Below are 14,492 nucleotides of genomic sequence, written 5' to 3' on the forward strand. Positions count from 1 at the left end.
GCCAGGATGAGCGGGCAGATCACGCACATCGCTGACGAGAGGTCCGGGAAACACGATGCCCCCGCAGGAGAACACCCCCATCCACTCGGGCGGTACGGACGTATCCGCCGACCGCGCCACGGAAGCCCTGCGGAGCGTCGAATCGGCGAGGGAGGGCGCCCGCCTCCGGGCCGGGCTGGCTCCCGCCTGGTATGGCCCCGCGGCTGCGGCGGCGTTGATCGTTTCCGCTCTCGGGCAGGCGTGGGCCGAGGAGCGCGGCGGCTGGGGGGCGCCCCTCTCGCTGACCATCTCACTCGCGGGCCTGGCCGTGGTGCTCGTACTCGTCAACGCCGCCGGGCGGCGGGCGGGCGTCACAGTGGCCCGCCCCCTGCCCGCACGGCTGCGCCGGGCCGCGGGTCCGCTGTCGGCACTCCTCGCCGCGGGGCTCGTGACGTGGGGGCTGTGCCACCTGTTCGAGGCCGACCGCTCCGTCACCAAGGTCGCGCTGTTCACCGTCCTCGGACTTGGCGCCTGGGCGGTGTTCGCCGCCCGGAACGCGTCGATCACACGGAAGCTCCAGGACATCGGATGACCGCAGCTCCCGCACCTGGACAGCCGGCGGTCGACGCGGCGATCAACCACCCCACCCGGCTGGCGGTCGTCGCCTTCCTCTCCGCGTGCGACGAGGCCGAGTTCGCCACCGTCCGGGACAGCTGCCAGGTGTCCGACTCGGTGCTGAGCAAGATCGCCTCCGCCCTGGACGGGATCGGATACCTCACCGTCCGCAAGGGCTACGTCGGCAAGCGCCCCCGGACCTGGCTCTCCCTCACACCCGAGGGGCACCAGGCTCTGGCCCTGCACATCGCGGCGCTCCAGGGCATCGCCGCCACGGCCCGGCGGGCGGGCGCGGAAGCGGAAGCGGGGGCGGCCCCGACGCCCTGACCCGGACCGGCACCAGGCGGAACCCCGGGACGCGGCGGGGGCCAGGATCGGTGTTCAGTCGCCGAGAGCCAGCCGGACGCAGAAAGCGGCGATGACGGTCCCGGCGATCCGGCCCCTCGTTCGCACCCGCTCCGCGCCCATGAACAGCGCGCCGGTACGACGACGGCACGGTCACGGCCCACGACCTGACAGGGGTGTCGTCATGTCCCACTGACTCAACTAGTCAAATTTTATTACCGTACGGGGCATGACCGAGAAGACCATCCCGCTCCTCCCCTGCCGGACGCAGTCGATCAGGCCGGTGGTCGACTTCTACACGGCCCTGGGCTTCAGGACGACGTACCTCCAGACCAGCCCGTACGCCTACGCGGTCGTCGAACGCGGGGCGATCGAGCTTCAGTTCTACGGAATGAAGGAGTACGACCCCGCCGCCTCGCACTCCGGCTGCTATGTCCTCACCGAGGACGTCGACAGCCTGCACACCGCGTTCCGGGCAGGCCTCAAGGCGGCGTACGGCAGGATTCCCACGCGCGGGCTGCCGCGCGTCGGCCCACTAAAGGACATGTCGTACGGGGTGCGGCAGTTCCTGATGACCGACCCCACCGGCAACACGATCCGGATCGGGCAGCCGACGAGCGACGACCCGAGCCACCGGCCCGCCCCCAAGGAGACCTTCGCCCGCGCCCTGCACATGGCGGACCTGTTCGCCGACTCCAAGCAGGACCTGCCCGGGGCCGCGCGGATCATCGACCGGGTGCTGAACCTGGAGGACGAACACCCCACCCCCGTACAGCGGTTGCGGCTGCTGGTCCTGCGCGGGGACATCGAGCAGCGGCTCGGCGGGACGGGACCGGCCCGCGAACTGCTGGAGGAGGCGGCGAAGGTGGAACTGACCGACGAGGAGCGCCGGTCGGTGGGCGACGATCTCGTCAGGCTCCGGGAGCTGCTGGGCTGACCGGGCGCCCTGGCAGACTCTGTCGCGTGAGACCTGACCTGACACAACTGCGCGAGCTGGTGGAAGCGACACCGGAGTTCGGGCGGCGGCCGGCCGTCGCCGTACCGGAAGCGGCGATCCGGGAAGCCGAGGAACGGGTCGGTCCGTTGCCGCCCTCGTACCGGTGGTGGCTGACCGAGTACGGACACGGCCGGGCCGGTGGCGCGGACCTCGCGACAGTCGTACCGGGCGGGCTCGCCGACGACATGTACGAGGACATCACCGCCGGGTGGCGCAGGGACGGCGCCAGGCTCTGCTTCGCCGTCGAGCCCGACTGCGGTGACACCTACTCCTTCGCCCTCGACGGAAGCGGCGCGTGCGGGGAGGGCGAGTATCCGGTGGACCGCCGCGACGGCCTCGACGGCGAGGAGCACCGGGTGGCGGAGTCGTTCGCCGGGTTCCTCGCCACCCGGTCGGCCCTCGCCGGCGGACTCCGGGACGGCCCCAATCCCGCCGTCGCCCGGCTGTGGCGGTCGACGCCGGGCGCACTGCTCGACAACGGCGTGCTGGCCTACGGACCGCATGTCATCGCGGAGCGGAACGAGACCTTCGAGATGGCCCGATACGCGCCCGAGTGGGTGCTGATCGGGGACGACAGCGGCGGGGGCGGACTGCTCATGCGGCGCCACGGCCGCGACCGGACCCGTGTGTACCACCTCGGTCTGGGTGCGATCAGCGCGGACGTCGAGGCGGACGGCGAACTGCTGACGGACGACCTGGTCGGCTGGCTGGAGTCGTCGGGCGGCTGATGCCGCCGGCGGCCGACCGCCGGCAGTCGGCCCCCGGAAGCCGCCGCACGGGGGTCAACCCGGAAGGGTGTGGCCACCGTTGCCCGCCGCTACGGCCAGTACAGCTTCACGTCGTCGTCGGGGGCCGGGCGCGCGGCAGGAACACCCGGCTCCGTCACGGTGTATCCCAGCTGACGGAGTACTCGCGCGGCCGCGTCGGGGGCATCCCGCACCGCCGTTTTGAGCTGCGTGGTCCGCCATCTGCGGAGGTGTTCCTCGATCACCGCCTTCCACCCCGGTGCGGTGTCGATCGCGAACTCGCGCTGGAGGAACAGCAGCACATCCTCCAGCGAAGGGCGCATCCGGTGACCACCGACCGGTAAGTGCATCTCCGACAGGCGGGGCAGCCTGTCCCGCCTCAGCCCCTGCTTCGGCCGCCCCCGGTCCGCCAGGCGCAGGAGGTACGCCATCTCGTCGCGGTGAGCGTGCACTTGCACGTGTGCACCCGGCGGCTCCTTGCTGTTGCGCACGTACTCGTAACGAAGGAGGGGATCCGGGACCCCCTCGTAGAAAACGTGGACGTCCGCCTGGTCCGTCGCCATGAACGTGCTCGAACCGTCCCAGCAGCAGTAGAAGCGGGCCATGAGGCTGAGTCGGGGCTCGCCGTCGATGCTGACGGGGATCCGCTGCATGACCTCGTCATCGCGTATGGGCGAGACCCGGATCTTGGAACCCCTGTTGATCGCATGAAAACGCGGGGTGTTCTCGCCGAGGACACCCCGCGTCAGGTCGGTGAGTTGGTCGGCGAACCCGGCCGCCGGCTCAGCAAGGGCCTTGACCTCTTCAGCTGTCACCTTCGAGAAGGTAGTCGAGACCTTCAATGGTGTGCCACACGTCCAACTCGTCCATGCTGAGGCTGTACATGGCGGCGCGTCCGGCGAGCTGTTCGTAGCTCATGTTCACGTCGGCCAGCAGCTGTGCACGCTGAGTCTCAAGCTGATCACGCGTCTTGTGGATCACAGTCGGCATAACTCGCTCCCCGGTATCGATGGCCTCAGTGAAGCAGGGCCCACTGACATTGGCGTTGCCGCCCCAGCGAAATGTCACCCTGACGGGGCTCAACAACTCGCTACCCGTAACCCGCCGCCTGAACCCGGGGCGATTGAGTCGTCCTCTCGCACCCGGAAATTACGCGCTGCCGCCCATGCGTGCCGGGAGGCCGTCCGGCCTTCGGGGGGAGAGACTGTCAGCATGCGGACCGGTCCGTTCACCGTGCGGAAGCGGATCCGGCAGCATCCTCGTGCGGCGGACAGCGGCACAGGTGACGGCGTGAGAGGACCGGCGCGATGACCGTGATCCCCCGCGGCGGCGGGCGTGCCCCGTTGCGCCGCAGTCGTCAGGTGCGGGCCGGACTGGTCCAGCTGCTGCTGGCCCTCGCGGGGCTGGCTCTGGGGATGCTCGTACCGAGGATCACGGGCGGGCCGGACGCACCCGCGCGCCAGGTGGCCGATGTGCTGGTGGCGCTGGGTTTCGGGGTGCTCGGCACGACGGTGGTGATCTTCTCACTGCTGTTCCTGGTGGTGCAGTGGGCCCACACCAGCTTCACCCCCCGGCTGACCCTGTTCCGTCAGTCGCCGATCGTCTGGTGGACCTTCGCCTTCTCGATCGGTCTGGCGGTCTTCTGCGTCACGGCCGCGCTGGCGATCGGCGACAGTTCCGATGTGTCCGTCGCCGTACCGGTCGTCACCGCGATCCTGCTGCTGGCGATGCTGACCCTGCTGCGGGCTCTGCTGCTCCGTGCTCTTTCCTCGATCCAGCTCGCCCCGGTCCTGCGCTCGATCACCGAGCGGGGGTCCACCGCCCTGGACACGCTCTACCCCGCGGACACCTCCCCAGCGGCTTCGGAGGTGTCCGTGGACAACGGGCCACCGGCCGCCACCGTCACCTGGCGGAAGCCCGCGGCGGTGCTCCAGCAGATCGACGTACGGCAGCTGCGGGAGGCGGCCCGGGAGGCGGACGCGGTCATCGTGCTGCACAAGGCTCCCGGCGGCACCCTCCGCCCCGGGGCGAAGATCGCCGACGTGTACGGCGCCGCCATCGCGGACACCACGGTCCTGGGATCGCTGGCGACCGGGCTGGAGCCGACGTTCGAGCAGGACCCGATGCTGGCGTTCCGCCTCCTGGCCGACATCGCGCTCAGGGCGCTCTCCTCCAGCATCAACGACCCCGCCACCGCCGCGCAGGCCCTGGACTGCATGGCGGATCTGCTCGGCGGCCCGGCCGCGAGACGTGCGGGAGAAGCCGGCCCCTTGCGGGTCGCCGGCCCCGACGGCGCGGTGCGGGTCGTGATCCGGCGGCCCTCGTGGGAGGAATTCGTGCGCACCGGCATCGACGACGTCATCGTGGCGGCTCTGAACTCCCCCTTGGTCCTGACCCGTCTCCGTACGCTGCTGGCTGATCTGGAGCCCGGCGCCCACCCCCACGGCCGGGATCTGCTGAACCGGCGACGTGCGTGGGTGGAGCGCGAGATGGCCGGCCGGTTCCCCGTGCTGTGGCGGGAAGCCCCGCCGACCCCGCACCCGCAGGCCGGCGGGATCGGGTGACAGCGCGGGAACGGTCCGTCAGGCCGTCGGCCGGCTCACCGGTTCACCGGCTCACCGGCCTGACCGGCCTGACCGGATCCGGGCGTCCGGCTCTCGGCGTCCGGCGCCCGATCTCGATGCCCCTGTGAGCCGCTGTCCGGACCCGCGCCGATCGCGCTCAGCCGCGAACCCCGGCTCTCCGCGACCCGCTTGACCTCCTCCAGCGACTCGCTCAGCCGACTGGCGAGGAAGTGCAGCTCCGCTCCGGTGACTCTCTGGTCCGCCAGCAGGTCAGCGGCATGCCCGAGCAGGTCGTGCGCCATGTCGAGCTGCACACACTCCATGTTGTCCGCCATCCGTGACACATAGCCGGTGCCATCGCCCAGGACGTAACCCGGTTTCCCCTCCGGCCCCGTCCAGGGAAGCAGCCTGAACGCGTGCTGGTCGTCCCGCTCCCTGTTCACGCGGCGGCCTCGACGCGGCGAAGAGGCTGGGGCGTGATCTCCACACCGCGCACGGCGACCAGCAGTCCCCCGCGACGGGCCCGCCGCCGTCGCTGCTCCGCCACCAACGCCTCGGCCTGCTCCCGCTCGTACGCGACGAAGTACGGACGTACCAACGGGCTGTCCTCCCCGCGCGGGGGACGCTCGCCGGTCCGGAAGACGGTCGGTCCGCCGACGTAGTCGCAGGAGTAGGGGTGGACGTACGTGCGCGTGTCCAGGGGGCGCCACTGATGCCGCTGATGCCGTTGGTGTCGTGCGGGGATCAGCAATCGCAGCACCGGCTTCAGAAGCCGGGCGATAGCGTGATTCATGTCAGCCTGCTTTCTCGGTATGGCCACGCCCCCGGACCGGTTGCGTCGGTCGCGGGGGTCTCTCCTGCTTGGGCATCGCTTCTTTGCGTAGCGAACTCATCACAGAGTGGGGTCACGAGTCGCTACGCTTCCAGGGGGTCGGGGATGACAGCACGCCGGTCAAGTCTGGGAGTTGGGCATTGATGAGGACGAATCGAAGGCCGCGCACACCACGGGAGAAGTACGGCGAGGAACTGAGGCTGCGACGGCTCGCCGCCGGCTTGACGCAGGAGGCCCTGGCCGAAGAGGTCGTCTGCTCACCGACGTTGATCAGTCACTTCGAGGCCGGACGTCGGCTGCCGAGCCCGGACGATGCCCAGCGGATCGACCGCGCCCTGGGCACGGACGGGTTCTTCGCCCGCTGGCTGGAGGACCTGGACACGAAGTACGCGGACCACTTCGCTGTCGTGGCGGAGCTGGAAAAGCAGGCGACGCTGATCCAGCAGTTCGCGCTCTCGCTCGTGCCAGGTCTGCTCCAGACGGACGGCTACGCGCGCGCTTTGTTCAGCACGCTCCGACCCAACTACCGTCCGGATGAGGTTGACAAGGACGTTGTCATTCGAACGGAGCGTTCCCGCATCCTCGATGGTCCGTTGCGCCCGGTCCTGTGGACGATGATGGACGAAGCAGTAGTGCGGCGGCAGGTCGGCGGTCCGCAGGTCATGGCCGAGCAGCTACTGAAGATCGCGGGCATGGCTGAAGCCGGGCGGCTCCGGCTTCATGTACTTCCGTTCGGGGTGGGAGCGCACGCACTTCAGGAGGGCTTGGCATCCCTCATGAGCTTTCCGGACTCCCAGCCAGTGGCCTACGTCGAGGGGTTCTTGACAGGGAACCTGATGGACGATCCAACGCTAGTGAAGGCATGCCGCACGGTCTACGATCTTGCCTTGAGCGATGCGATGTCGCATCAGGAATCACTTGCCCTAGTGCGAGCTGCAGCAGAGGAACACCAACATGGTCAGCAGTAGGCGGAGCATTGCAAACTCGTCCACGCTCGCCGGATGGTTCAAGTCCAGCTACAGCGGTGGCAGCCAGGGAGACTGCCTTGAGGTCGCCGACGGCCACCCCTCCGTCCCCGTCCGCGACAGCAAAGCCCCCACCGGCCCGGCCATCCTCTTCTCGGCAGGCGGCTGGTCATCCTTCGTCACAGCGATCAAGAACGGCCACCTCACCGCCTGACGCAACCGAGCCCCGCGGAGCACGAGCATGCGCACCAAGTCCACCATCACTGACGGCGCGACCCTCACCGGGTGGTTCAAGTCCAGCTACAGCGGCGGAGACCAAGGCGAGTGCCTTGAGGTAACCGACAACTACACCTCCGTCCCCGTCCGCGACAGCAAAGCCCCCACCGGCCCGGCCATCCTCTTCCCGGCAGGCGGCTGGTCATCCTTCGTCACAGCGATCAAGAACGGCCACCTCACCGCCTGACGAACCCCGGCGATCCCGTCCGCACCATGGTCAGGATCGTCGGACGAGCCGTCGAGCCGTCGAAGCGTTTGGCGACGAACCGGGACGCCGGCGTTCCACACGGCCACCATCACAGCCCCGGCGCCCTGACTCCGCTCGTGAACCGAGCCACCCGACCGGGCACCAAGCCCGGTTACTGGGACACGATCGCGTCCTGGATCTCCGCACTGTGCTTGACCAGCCGCTCCCGGATCTGTAGTAGCTGCGCGATCCTGTCATCCAGCCCGGCCAGCCGCCGGTGCGCGGCGGCGAGCTCGGCGGAACAGCGGGGCGAATCGGTCAGCCGGTGCTCCAGACAGCCAGCGGAAAGGTAGAGCCGGACGTCATCGGTGGTCAGCCCGGCGGCGAGCAACTGCGCGATGTTGCCCGCACGTTCAAGAGCGACCTCGTCGTACTCCCGATGCCCGTTGACGTTTCTGTCGGGCGACAGAAGCCCCTGCTGCTCGTAGTAGCGTAAGGAGCGGGGGCTGACGCCGACGCGTGCCGCAAGCTCTCCGATTCGCATCTTCTTCTCCGTAACCATGGTGAACGTCCAAAGGACTTGGCACCTACGTAAGGCTGTCTGCTCCCGTCATATTCCGGAGGGGGAGCGGGTCTGCTGCCGAAGACCATACGTGCACTTGCCAGTGTGATCAGGGCCCAGGCCGACGAAGCCGACCTCCGGCGCATCGCAGCCAGGAGGGCGGCCTGACTGCGGGCCGCCGAGACCTGCACCGCGAGACCCACGGTGCGGGCCGGCGGACGCGAACTGCCCGGCCTGGTCCCGGACCTCGACCCCACGCCGGTCACCTGCCACTCCGAGAATGATCAGGCCCCCACCCACCTGCAAAAGGGCTTCGGGTTCCACCCGTTGCTGTGCTTCCCGGCCAACACCCCGGAGCCTGGCTCAGGTTCCCGGACGGTCGGGAGGGGCTGGTGCGTGGGTGGCAGGGCTGCTCACACGAGGGCGGTGGCAGCGAGGCGGACGGTGTGTGGTTGTCGCCGGGCCCGGATGCGAATCGGCCGAATTGTGACGACGGGCTGTTCAACGGTGTGGGGCTACGTGCGCGACCGCACGCGGAACCGCGGCCGCGCGCGGGCACCACCGCCGTACACCCGGTTCTGATGCGAGCGCTCCGGCGTGTTACGCAAGGCCGTAGAACGGCGGTCCGGGCCGCAGCGCCGGCCTGGCTCGATGACGATCGGAGGGCGAGGCCGGTAGCTGCGGCAGGAGGAAGCGACCTCCGGTCACGGAACGGCACCGGGGTGCGCATCGAGGGGTGAGTGAGCCGACGGGCGTGATCTTCGCGCGGAGAGGTCAGTGCCCGGACAGCTCCGGGTGCGGGCCGGGCTACGAAGAGAGTCCCGACCGGATCTCATCTCCCGGTGTCTCAAAAACACTTTTCGGAGCGATCCTTACGCTCTCCGAATGGACACGGAAGCACCCTGCTGTGCGCGATGGCCAGAAATACTCGAAGGCAGTGTCCCCATGGGGATTCTGCCGTTGCATGCTCGCCGGGAGTGCGAATGTGCGCCTTCGTTGCAGGTCATGGAGGTCTTTTCACCTCCCGCCGACAGCGCATTTTTCCCCCAGCGACTTCCGCAACGTTTGGCCATGCACTGGCTGATATTCAATCCATCACCAGGGGATGCACATGATTGTGCTTACATCGCCCCAAACGGCACCCAATGGGAAATACCAATAAACGCTTGCCGCCCCACCTCAGGAATGCCAATATAAGGTGGCTTAAAGTCCGGATCGGAAGCGTTCAAGCCAAGAGCGTCGCTCGATATATGCGTGTGTTCCTGCCTCGCCGACGACGGGATCGCCTTCACCGTGCCGTCAGCCTGCGAGCAGTGCCGCACGTGAGCGGCGCGCGGCACGCTGTCAGGGAGAAGTTCCGTTTGCGGCTGGTGGCAAGCCCCTCAGGCTGTGGGTGGGCATGCACCGGAGTCCGTGCGACGCCACACTCAACGGGAGGACGGTTGTGAGTACGTCTCACACTGGTTACGAGCGCGAGCGTAATCCAAAAGAAATTCGCTCGAAGGTAGAATCGGAAACCCGAATCTCGGAACACGATGGAAAGTTCATACAGCACCCGCATGGCGCTCACCTCGGTGAACTCTTCACCGAACAGGCAGCCCGAACACCCCACCTCGCCGTCGTGGTCGACGAAGCATCCGGATGCTTTCTGTCCTATGCGGAGGTAGACCAATTATCCGACGGAGTTGCGGATGCCCTTCGTTCCCAGCGAGGGTGGAACGAGATTGTTCCCTGTGGACCTCAGTCCGCCTTGGGCAAGTTGTTGGGACTGCTCGGCACACTGAAGGCGGAACTCAGAGTCCCCGCCCGTTACACCACCAGCGTTTCGCGGATCGCAGAGTTGCTGGCAAGCGGCCATACCAAAACCCTGCTACTGAACAAGGGTGTCGCTCTGGAGTCGTCGGAGTGCATGCCCGCCTGGTCGGCCTCGGCACTGCACGGGTGCGAGGAGGAGCGGCCCTCGCCGTGCTCCGACACCCCTGTACCCGTACCGGTGCGTGAACCCGTACCCCTGGCAGTTCCGGAGGAGGCCGTTGGCCCGTCGGCCGGCGCCCAGCCCGGACTCCGGGCGATCATGTCGCCCCACGCTCCGGTATCGGCAAGAGTGTCCGGCCTGACCCGGGCCGAGACGGCCGTGGCCCGGCTGGTCGCCGAGGGGATGACCAACAAAGAAATAGCAGACTTTCTCGTCGTTTCGGTGCACACGGTAGGGACGCATGTGCGCAGCAGCTTTACCAAGCTCAATGTGACGAACCGTGTGGCACTGGCCCGCAAGATCATCTTCTACGACTTCGGTCAGGCCATGAGCGGCCTCACGTAACGCCTCGCGAGAAGGCTCTGTCCAGCGGAACACATCATTGCCGGAGCGCCTCGTTCCAGCCGCCGTGGTCGGGAGCGAGGCGCTTCGCGCTTCACATGGCCGTGGTGGTTTGGGGTGTGGTGGCGTCGGGGGTGGGGGTGGGGATGGCGGGGTAGCGGCGGACGGAGGTGATCATGAGGAGGAGGGCGACGAGGCCGAGGGCGGTGGCGGTGAGGGAGACGCCGGTGCCTTGGTGGGAGGCGAGGGCGGCGCCGCCGGCGGCGCCGGCGAGGGCGATGCCGATGTAGAGGCCGCTGGTGTTGAGGGCGACCGCTTCGGTGCCGGCGTCCTGGGCGAGGTGGAGGGCGCGGGTGTTCATAGGGGGGTTGAAGCCCCAGGCGGTGAAGCCCCAGAGGGCAAGGACCGCGGCGACGAGCCAGACGGGTGCCCGGTGGTCGGCGGCGGCGCCGATGAGGGCGAGCGCGGCGGTGGCGGCGACGAGGCCGCCGAAGGTGGCGAGGAGGGCCTTGTCAGCGCCCCAGCGATCGGTGAGGCGGCCGCCGGCGAAGGTGCCGATCGCGCCGGCGACGCCGACGACGCCGATGAACAGGGCCAGGACGGCTCCGTTCCGCCCGGTCAGGTTCTCGGTGATGGGGGCGATGTAGGTGTAGGTCATCAGCCCGCTGCTCGCGCCCAGGACGGTGCCGGCCACACACATCAGGATCGCGGGGCGGCCCAGGATGCGGAGTTTCTGGGCGACGGGCACTTCGGGGGCACCGCTGAGGTGGGGCAGGAAGTACGCGGCGGCGCAGGCGACCAGGACGGAGAAGGCGGCGACGGCGACGAAGGCGGCCCGCCAGCCGAAGGCGTCGCCGACCAGGGTGCCGGCCGGGACACCGACGAAGAGGGAGACGGTGAGGCCGGCGGCGACGGTGCCGATCGAGCGGCCGATGCGCTCTGGGGCGGACAGGCGTCCGGCAAGGGCGAAGACCGCGGGGGTGATGGACGCCGCGACCAGCGCGGTCAGGACCCTCATGGTCATCAGGAGTCCGTAACCGGGGGCCAGGGCGGTGGCCACGTTGGCCACGGCGAACACCCCGAGTCCGCCCACCACCAGCGCTTTGCGGGGCAGCCTGGCAGTCACGACCGCCAGGATCGGTGCGGCGATCGCGTAGGTCACGGAGAACACCGTGACCAGCTGTCCGGCCGCGGCCTCGCTGACCTTCACATCACCCGCGATCTCCGGGAGCAGACCCGCGATCACAAAATCGTCCGTCCCGATCACGAACGTGGTCAGCAACAGACACACCAACCACCCCGACCCACTCGGACGCACCACACCACTCACGTCAACAGTCATGGGGGGACCGTAGGACGTTGACACTAGCGTCAAGGGCAAGCCGTGGTCGTGAAAACTCCCCCCGACCGGGCCTCAGGACCCCCGGGAGCGGCCGGACGGCTGGTCACAGGCAGAGGCGCAGCACTCATCGAACACACTTCCCGATATCGCACAAATACGTGATCCGCGAGGCCAACCGGCTCCCTTAGCGTTCAAGGGCGCGGGAAACGGGTGCCGGAAGCACTCGAACATCTCGGACGGAGCGGAATGGATATCGCCATTCGGAAGTACGGGGGAAGCTCGCTGGCCACGGACCAGCAAATGGCCTCCGCCGCGAAACAGGTGGCGCAGGCATACGGAAAAGGGCCACCGCTCGTCGTTGTGGTATCAGCTAGAGGGAAGAAGACGGATGAACTGGTGCGTTCCGCAGAGAGTTTGAGCCGCATTCCCAACCTTCGAGAAATGGACAAACTCCTCGCAACCGGCGAAGCGGAGTCAGCTGCCCTCTTCGCGATCACTCTGCGGAATCTGGGCGTGCCCGCAGAATCCCTCTCCGGTGCACAGGCCGGATTGCGAGCGGTCGGCCGCCACGGTTCCGGATTCGTTTCAGAGGTGGATCCCGAGCCGCTGCGCACCAGGCTGAAAGCGGGCCGGGTCGCGGTGGTTTCCGGATTCCAGGCACTGGGTCCCGAAGGAGAAACCATCACCCTGGGCCGGGGTGGATCGGATACCTCAGCAGTCGCATTGGCCGCCGGGCACGGAACGCGGGTCTGCGAAATCTACACGGATGTCGACGGCGTGCACCGGGCGGACCCACGAGTGATTCCCGAGGCCCCGCTCCTCACCAGGATCGACGCCGAAACCATGTCCGAGATGGCTTTCTCCGGGGCCGGTGTCATGCATGCCAGAGCCGTAGAACTCGCCGCTGCGCATGGTGTCGACATCGTGGTACGCAATTCCGCCGGCGGGAGCCGGCAGACCACCATCGTAGGAAGGGGCGCGCACGTGCAGGAAAAAGGAATGTCCGGAACAGGAAGGATCGAAGGGCGGGCCGGCGTGGTCGCCGTGACGCACGACCGGGCCGTCACCCAGGTCGTCGTCCGGGGAGGTGCCGGTGTCGCGGCACTCAACAGCGTGGCGGGCATGCAGGTACCCGTCGACTCCGTGACCTGGCGGTCGGATCCCTCCGACGAACTGCACATGGCCTTCTGCATGCCCGATGCGGCACTCGACGAGGTCCTCGCCGAAGTAACGGACGTGGTGTGCGCCGAAGGCGGTTCGGTCGAGACGAGGCGCTCGCTCGCCAAGGTGTCGCTCGTCGGCATCGGATTGCTGAGCAGGCCAGGCACGACGATCTGCGCGCTGACCGCCCTGGGGGACCGGCAGATCAGTGCCCAATGCGTGTCCGCGACCCAGGCGCGAACCACGTTCCTGGTGCCGCAGGTCCGCATGGACGAAGCGGTGGTGGCGCTCTACGAGGAGTTCCTGCTTGATCTCGACGAGACCGGCCTGGAACTGATGAGCGCCTGACGGGCGTCGCAGAGGCCTCCGCGCATACACCACGTACACCCGAGTGGGCACACCCGGGCAGTCACACCCACATGGTCGTAGAACTCCGCACACACAGCAACGGACCAGGAGACATCTCGATGAGTAAGATCAGTTGGCTGGACATCCGGACGGCGGGCGAGGCCAAGGCCGCGATCCTTCAGGAGGCGATCCACCAGCGGGTGGAAGCCGTCCTCGCCGCCGATCCGGCGGATCTGGCCGAACTGCCGCCCACCGTCAAGAAGGTCCTCTTTCCCGCCGGGCGGCCGAGCCCCGAGGACATCGATGCGGTGGACCTCGTGATCGTCGACCCGCGGGTGCACGGCGCAGTGGAGACCTACGCGCTCGACCACCCCGGCACCGAGTTCGGCGAGTTCGTCGAGATCGTGGATGCTCCCTCACTGGAGCAGGCCTGCAAGGCCGCCAGTTCCCGGCGCACCAGCCTGCTCCAGTTCCGCGACCCGACGAAGATCCCGCTGGAGATCGTGATCGCGGCTGCCGCGGCGGCCACCGGCAGCATCATCACCGAGGCCAAGGACGTGGAAGAGGCCGAGATCATCTTCGGCGTCCTCGAACACGGCTCGGACGGCGTCCTGCTCGCCCCGGTCAAGGTCGGCGACATCACCGAACTCCGGGCCGCCGCCACCGAACGGCCGCCGGAGCTCGACCTGGTCGAGCTGGAGGTCGTACGTACGGAGCACGTCGGCATGGGCGAGCGGGCCTGCGTCGACACCTGCACCCACTTCAACGAAGACGAAGGCATCCTCGTGGGTTCCCACTCGAAGGGGATGATCCTGTGCGTCAGTGAGACCCACCCGCTTCCGTATATGCCGACCCGCCCCTTCCGGGTCAATGCCGGAGCGATCCACTCCTACACGCTCTCCAAGGACGCCCGCACGAACTATCTCAGCGAGCTCAAGTCGGGCAGCAAGGTCCTGGCCGTCGACGTCAAGGGAAACACCCGACTCGTCACCGTGGGCCGGGTCAAGATCGAGTCGCGCCCGCTGATCTCCGTGACCGCGGTGAGCGCCTCCGGGGTCGAGGTCAACCTCATCCTCCAGGACGACTGGCACGTCCGGGTCCTTGGCCCGAAGGGCGTCGTCCTCAACAGCACCGAACTCAAGCCCGGCGACAAGGTGCTCGGCTACCTGCCCCTTGAGGACCGCCATGTCGGGTACCCCATCGACGAGTTCTGCATCGAGCGCTGAGCGACAGCCCGTTCTCGAGACAAGGAGCGT

Annotated in this window: 17 protein-coding genes; 11 read left to right on the forward strand and 6 right to left on the reverse strand. The window is 68.1% G+C overall.

Features of this window, described 5'->3' with window-relative positions; translation table 11 throughout:
* Window positions 1-55 precede the first annotated feature (55 nt).
* The 4 genes from ACIGJO_RS18705 to ACIGJO_RS18720 all read left to right on the forward strand — a co-directional run bounded on the left by ACIGJO_RS18705 (window position 56) and on the right by ACIGJO_RS18720 (window position 2,664).
* On the forward strand, window positions 56-571 hold the full coding sequence (locus tag ACIGJO_RS18705; RefSeq protein ID WP_399959257.1) for a hypothetical protein: 516 nt from the start codon (window positions 56-58) through the stop codon (window positions 569-571).
* The gene (locus tag ACIGJO_RS18710; protein ID WP_399959259.1) at window positions 568-921 is read left to right on the forward strand and encodes a winged helix-turn-helix domain-containing protein; all 354 of its coding nucleotides are present in this window, start codon (window positions 568-570) and stop codon (window positions 919-921) included. Before ACIGJO_RS18705 ends, ACIGJO_RS18710 begins: the two co-directional genes overlap by 4 nt.
* A gap of 247 nt (window positions 922-1,168) precedes the next feature.
* Entirely contained in the window at window positions 1,169-1,876 is a 708-nt protein-coding gene (locus tag ACIGJO_RS18715; protein ID WP_399959261.1) for a bleomycin resistance protein, read from the forward strand.
* 26 nt (window positions 1,877-1,902) lie between these two features.
* On the forward strand, window positions 1,903-2,664 hold the full coding sequence (locus tag ACIGJO_RS18720; protein WP_399959263.1) for an SMI1/KNR4 family protein: 762 nt from the start codon (window positions 1,903-1,905) through the stop codon (window positions 2,662-2,664).
* Between the two features lie 89 nt (window positions 2,665-2,753).
* Here the strand turns inward: ACIGJO_RS18720 and ACIGJO_RS18725 are convergent, their stop codons facing one another.
* The gene (locus tag ACIGJO_RS18725; RefSeq protein WP_399959265.1) at window positions 2,754-3,497 is read right to left on the reverse strand and encodes a hypothetical protein; all 744 of its coding nucleotides are present in this window, start codon (window positions 3,495-3,497) and stop codon (window positions 2,754-2,756) included.
* Window positions 3,487-3,672, reverse strand: coding sequence for a hypothetical protein (locus ACIGJO_RS18730; RefSeq protein WP_399959267.1), 186 nt, complete (start codon window positions 3,670-3,672; stop codon window positions 3,487-3,489). The genes ACIGJO_RS18725 and ACIGJO_RS18730 overlap by 11 nt, the downstream gene beginning before the upstream one ends.
* Before the next feature lie 317 nt (window positions 3,673-3,989).
* On the opposite strand from ACIGJO_RS18730, the gene ACIGJO_RS18735 reads away from it, so the two are divergent.
* Window positions 3,990-5,246, forward strand: a complete 1,257-nt coding sequence (locus tag ACIGJO_RS18735) for a DUF2254 family protein (protein WP_399959269.1) — start codon at window positions 3,990-3,992, stop codon at window positions 5,244-5,246.
* Window positions 5,247-5,281: 35 nt separating this feature from the next.
* On the opposite strand, the gene ACIGJO_RS18740 is transcribed toward ACIGJO_RS18735, so the two are convergent.
* Both ACIGJO_RS18740 and ACIGJO_RS18745 read right to left on the reverse strand, forming a co-directional pair.
* The gene (locus tag ACIGJO_RS18740) at window positions 5,282-5,689 is read right to left on the reverse strand and encodes a hypothetical protein (RefSeq protein ID WP_399959271.1); all 408 of its coding nucleotides are present in this window, start codon (window positions 5,687-5,689) and stop codon (window positions 5,282-5,284) included.
* A complete protein-coding gene (locus tag ACIGJO_RS18745) occupies window positions 5,686-6,039 on the reverse strand; it encodes a hypothetical protein (RefSeq protein ID WP_399959273.1) in 354 nt (117 codons plus the stop codon). The genes ACIGJO_RS18740 and ACIGJO_RS18745 overlap by 4 nt, the downstream gene beginning before the upstream one ends.
* Before the next feature lie 182 nt (window positions 6,040-6,221).
* Between ACIGJO_RS18745 and ACIGJO_RS18750 the strand changes: the two genes are divergently transcribed.
* Genes ACIGJO_RS18750 through ACIGJO_RS18760 form a run of 3 tightly spaced genes read left to right on the forward strand, consistent with a single transcriptional unit; the run spans window position 6,222 to window position 7,506 of the window.
* Window positions 6,222-7,046, forward strand: a complete 825-nt coding sequence (locus ACIGJO_RS18750; protein ID WP_399959275.1) for a Scr1 family TA system antitoxin-like transcriptional regulator — start codon at window positions 6,222-6,224, stop codon at window positions 7,044-7,046.
* A complete protein-coding gene (locus tag ACIGJO_RS18755; protein WP_399959277.1) occupies window positions 7,033-7,257 on the forward strand; it encodes a DUF397 domain-containing protein in 225 nt (74 codons plus the stop codon). The genes ACIGJO_RS18750 and ACIGJO_RS18755 overlap by 14 nt, the downstream gene beginning before the upstream one ends.
* 27 nt (window positions 7,258-7,284) lie before the next feature.
* On the forward strand, window positions 7,285-7,506 hold the full coding sequence (locus ACIGJO_RS18760; RefSeq protein WP_399959279.1) for a DUF397 domain-containing protein: 222 nt from the start codon (window positions 7,285-7,287) through the stop codon (window positions 7,504-7,506).
* 172 nt (window positions 7,507-7,678) lie between these two features.
* Here the strand turns inward: ACIGJO_RS18760 and ACIGJO_RS18765 are convergent, their stop codons facing one another.
* A complete protein-coding gene (locus tag ACIGJO_RS18765) occupies window positions 7,679-8,050 on the reverse strand; it encodes a MerR family transcriptional regulator (protein ID WP_399959281.1) in 372 nt (123 codons plus the stop codon).
* 1,462 nt (window positions 8,051-9,512) lie between these two features.
* Between ACIGJO_RS18765 and ACIGJO_RS18770 the strand changes: the two genes are divergently transcribed.
* Window positions 9,513-10,388: a LuxR C-terminal-related transcriptional regulator gene (locus ACIGJO_RS18770; RefSeq protein WP_399959283.1), complete on the forward strand. Its 876-nt coding sequence runs from the start codon at window positions 9,513-9,515 to the stop codon at window positions 10,386-10,388.
* Between the two features lie 91 nt (window positions 10,389-10,479).
* Here the strand turns inward: ACIGJO_RS18770 and ACIGJO_RS18775 are convergent, their stop codons facing one another.
* Entirely contained in the window at window positions 10,480-11,727 is a 1,248-nt protein-coding gene (locus ACIGJO_RS18775) for an MFS transporter (protein WP_399959285.1), read from the reverse strand.
* A 246-nt stretch (window positions 11,728-11,973) separates the two neighbouring features.
* On the opposite strand from ACIGJO_RS18775, the gene ACIGJO_RS18780 reads away from it, so the two are divergent.
* The gene (locus tag ACIGJO_RS18780) at window positions 11,974-13,236 is read left to right on the forward strand and encodes an aspartate kinase (protein ID WP_399959287.1); all 1,263 of its coding nucleotides are present in this window, start codon (window positions 11,974-11,976) and stop codon (window positions 13,234-13,236) included.
* A 119-nt stretch (window positions 13,237-13,355) separates the two neighbouring features.
* Window positions 13,356-14,462: a 3-dehydroquinate synthase II family protein gene (locus tag ACIGJO_RS18785; protein ID WP_399959290.1), complete on the forward strand. Its 1,107-nt coding sequence runs from the start codon at window positions 13,356-13,358 to the stop codon at window positions 14,460-14,462.
* Window positions 14,463-14,492: the final 30 nt, after the last annotated feature.

It is taken from the genome of Streptomyces sp. NPDC079020 (assembly GCF_044542225.1).
GTDB lineage: Bacteria > Actinomycetota > Actinomycetes > Streptomycetales > Streptomycetaceae > Streptomyces.

Excerpts from the sequence above, each read along its gene's own strand:
- ACIGJO_RS18735 (WP_399959269.1), top strand. The coding sequence starts at position 3,990 with ATGACCGTGATCCCCCGCGGCGGCGGGCGTGCCCCGTTGCGCCGCAGT.
- ACIGJO_RS18745 (WP_399959273.1), bottom strand. The coding sequence starts at position 6,039 with ATGAATCACGCTATCGCCCGGCTTCTGAAGCCGGTGCTGCGATTGCTG.
- ACIGJO_RS18760 (WP_399959279.1), top strand. The coding sequence starts at position 7,285 with ATGCGCACCAAGTCCACCATCACTGACGGCGCGACCCTCACCGGGTGG.
- ACIGJO_RS18705 (WP_399959257.1), top strand. The coding sequence starts at position 56 with ATGCCCCCGCAGGAGAACACCCCCATCCACTCGGGCGGTACGGACGTA.
- ACIGJO_RS18775 (WP_399959285.1), bottom strand. The coding sequence starts at position 11,727 with ATGACTGTTGACGTGAGTGGTGTGGTGCGTCCGAGTGGGTCGGGGTGG.
- ACIGJO_RS18755 (WP_399959277.1), top strand. The coding sequence starts at position 7,033 with ATGGTCAGCAGTAGGCGGAGCATTGCAAACTCGTCCACGCTCGCCGGA.
- ACIGJO_RS18710 (WP_399959259.1), top strand. The coding sequence starts at position 568 with ATGACCGCAGCTCCCGCACCTGGACAGCCGGCGGTCGACGCGGCGATC.
- ACIGJO_RS18715 (WP_399959261.1), top strand. The coding sequence starts at position 1,169 with ATGACCGAGAAGACCATCCCGCTCCTCCCCTGCCGGACGCAGTCGATC.
- ACIGJO_RS18750 (WP_399959275.1), top strand. The coding sequence starts at position 6,222 with ATGAGGACGAATCGAAGGCCGCGCACACCACGGGAGAAGTACGGCGAG.
- ACIGJO_RS18730 (WP_399959267.1), bottom strand. The coding sequence starts at position 3,672 with ATGCCGACTGTGATCCACAAGACGCGTGATCAGCTTGAGACTCAGCGT.
- ACIGJO_RS18765 (WP_399959281.1), bottom strand. The coding sequence starts at position 8,050 with ATGCGAATCGGAGAGCTTGCGGCACGCGTCGGCGTCAGCCCCCGCTCC.
- ACIGJO_RS18785 (WP_399959290.1), top strand. The coding sequence starts at position 13,356 with ATGAGTAAGATCAGTTGGCTGGACATCCGGACGGCGGGCGAGGCCAAG.
- ACIGJO_RS18780 (WP_399959287.1), top strand. The coding sequence starts at position 11,974 with ATGGATATCGCCATTCGGAAGTACGGGGGAAGCTCGCTGGCCACGGAC.